3 protein-coding genes are annotated in these 2,418 nt (G+C 69.1%); 1 reads left to right on the top strand and 2 read right to left on the bottom strand.

Annotated elements, in window-relative coordinates; genetic code table 11:
* Positions 1-29: 29 nt before the first annotated feature.
* Together cmk and aroA are read right to left on the bottom strand one after the other, a co-directional pair.
* On the bottom strand, positions 30-662 hold the full coding sequence (gene cmk, locus MXAZACID_RS07250) for a (d)CMP kinase (RefSeq protein WP_008493565.1): 633 nt from the start codon (positions 660-662) through the stop codon (positions 30-32).
* Positions 659-1,993 (bottom strand): 3-phosphoshikimate 1-carboxyvinyltransferase, encoded by a 1,335-nt coding sequence (gene aroA / locus MXAZACID_RS07245; protein ID WP_008493564.1) that lies wholly within the window; start codon positions 1,991-1,993, stop codon positions 659-661. The genes cmk and aroA overlap by 4 nt, the downstream gene beginning before the upstream one ends.
* Before the next feature lie 99 nt (positions 1,994-2,092).
* Between aroA and MXAZACID_RS07240 the strand changes: the two genes are divergently transcribed.
* Positions 2,093-2,418 (top strand): FYDLN acid domain-containing protein (locus tag MXAZACID_RS07240; RefSeq protein WP_008493563.1); only part of this gene is annotated, 326 nt, incomplete at its 3' end.

Here is a 2,418-nt window from a genome sequence, read left to right as displayed (position 1 = left end):
GAAAAAGCCCCCACGCCCCCAAAAACTTTTTATTTTTTGATCCCGGTTTTCTGCTGCACGACGCGCAAGGCCGCCGCAAACGCCTCGTCGGCGTTCAGCTCCGTCGTGTCGATATGCACGGCATCCTCCGCCGGCAGCAGCGGTGCCGTCGCCCGGCTGCTATCCGCCGCATCCCGCGCCGCCACATCCGCGATCACCTGCTCCAGCGCCACGCTCTCGCCCTTGGCCAGAAACTCCGCATGCCGGCGCTTCGCCCGCGCCTCGACGCTGGCGGTGATATAGAGCTTCACATCCGCCTGCGGGAAAATCACCGTGCCGATATCGCGCCCATCCAGCACCGCGCCCCTGGTGTTGCCGTAGGCGCGCTGATAGGCCAGCAGCGCCTCGCGCACCGCCGGAATGCCCGCCACCTGACTGGCCGCCTTTGACGTGGCGGCATCGCGCAGATCGCCCCGCGCGGTGTCGGCCTCGCTCAGCTCCCAGGCGGCGGCGATGGCGTCCAGCTCGTTGGTCGGGTCGCCCCCGCTCTCCAGCACCCGCTTGGCGGTGGCGCGGTAGAGCAGGCCGGTATCCAGATAAGGCAGCTTCAGCGCCGCGGCGAGGCGCTTGGCCAGCGTGCCCTTGCCCGCCGCCGCCGGGCCGTCGATGGCGATGATGATCACGCGGCCACCATCTCAGCACCCAGGCCGCGCATCAGCTTCAGGAAGGCGGGGAAGGAGGTGTCGATGAAACTCGCATCGTCGATCCGCACCGCCTCGCGCGCCGCCTGGCCCATCACCAGGGCGGACATCGCCAGACGATGGTCCATATGCGTCTCCACCAGACCGCCGCCTTGGATCTCTCCGGTGCCGTGCACCAGCAGATCATCGCCTTCGATCTCGACATTCACCCCGTTGACCCGCAGCAGGGCGGCGGTGGCGGCGAGGCGGTCGCTCTCCTTCACCCGCAGCTCGGCCAGGCCGCGCAGGCGCGAGGTGCCGTTGGCGGCGGCGCACAGCACCGCCAGCACCGGGTACTCGTCGATCATGCTCGGTGCCCGCTCCGGCGGCACATCCACCGGGCGCAACGCGGAGAAATGCGCGGTGAGGTCACCCACCGGCTCGCCGCCCTCCAGGCGCTGGTTCTCGACCACCAGCTTCGCGCCCATCTCGCGCAGCGTCAGGAACAGCCCGGTGCGCAGCGGGTTGAGGCCAACATTGGCGATGGTCACCGCGCTGCCCGGCACCAGCAAGGCGGCGGCGACAGGGAAGGCGGCGGAGGAGGGGTCGCCCGGCACCGCCACATCGGCGGCGCGCAGCTCCGGCTGACCCTTCAGCCGGATATGCCGGCCGGCCCCGGCCTGGGTGACGGTCACGTCCGCGCCGAAATGCCGCAGCATGTTTTCGGAATGGTCGCGGGTCGGCTCCGGCTCCTCCACCTCGGTGAAGCCCGGCGCGTTCAAGCCGGCCAGCAGCACGGCGGATTTCACCTGGGCGGAAGCCACCGGCAGCCGGTAGGTGAGGGGCATCGGCTCGCGCGCGCCGAGAATCGTCAACGGCAGCCGCCCGCCCTCACGCGCGAAAAACTGCGCCCCGGTCTGCGCCAGCGGCACGGTCACCCGGCTCATCGGCCGGGTGCGCAGCGAGGCATCGCCAGTCATCACCGCGTAGAGCGGATGGGTGGCGAGGATGCCGGCCAGCAGCCGCGCCGCGGTGCCGGAATTGCCCATGTCCAGTACATCCTTCGGTTCCACCAGCCCGCCAATGCCGCGCCCGCTGACCAGCCAGTCGGCGCCCTCGCGGGTGATTTCCGCGCCCAAGGCCCGCATCGCGGCGGCGGTGCGCAGCACGTCCTCGCCTTCCAGCAGCCCGGTGATGCGGGTCTGGCCGACGGCCAGCGCGCCGAACATCAGAGCGCGGTGGCTGATGGATTTATCGCCCGGAACATGCAGGCGGCCATTGAGCGCGCCCGCCGGGCGGCGGGAGATTTGGGGACGGGGTGATGACTGATCCATGCGCGCGCGCTTAGCACGGCTGATGGTGTTTGACATAGAAGCGATGGCATGGCATCGCCCCGCCCCTGATTGATACGGCCCCTTCATCCGAGGTTTGACATGGCAAAACCTGAGCTTGGCGAAAAACATACCTGCGTGTCCTGCGGCGCGCGCTTCTTCGATCTCGGCAAGGCGCCGGCCGTTTGCCCGAAATGCGGCACCGAACAGCCGGCCGAGCAGCCGCGCCTGAAGCGCGCTGCGCCGCTGCCGGATGAGCAGAAGAAGGTCGCCAAGCCGGCGATCGACGGGGATGACGTGGATGTGGAAGTGCCCGACGACGCGGACGATGACGACATCCTGGAAGATGCGGACGACATGGAGGACGACACCTCCGACATCGACGCCGATATCGACGTGCAGACCGAAGCCGGCGACGACGAGCGCTA

Origin of the sequence: Acidocella sp. MX-AZ02, assembly GCF_000306035.1 — a bacterium.
Classification (GTDB): domain Bacteria; phylum Pseudomonadota; class Alphaproteobacteria; order Acetobacterales; family Acetobacteraceae; genus Acidocella; species Acidocella facilis.
This window is presented reverse-complemented; position numbering and strand designations above follow the sequence as displayed.

What these genes read in the sequence shown, in the direction of transcription:
- aroA (WP_008493564.1), bottom strand. Translation starts at nt 1,993, where the DNA reads ATGGATCAGTCATCACCCCGTCCCCAAATCTCCCGCCGCCCGGCGGGC.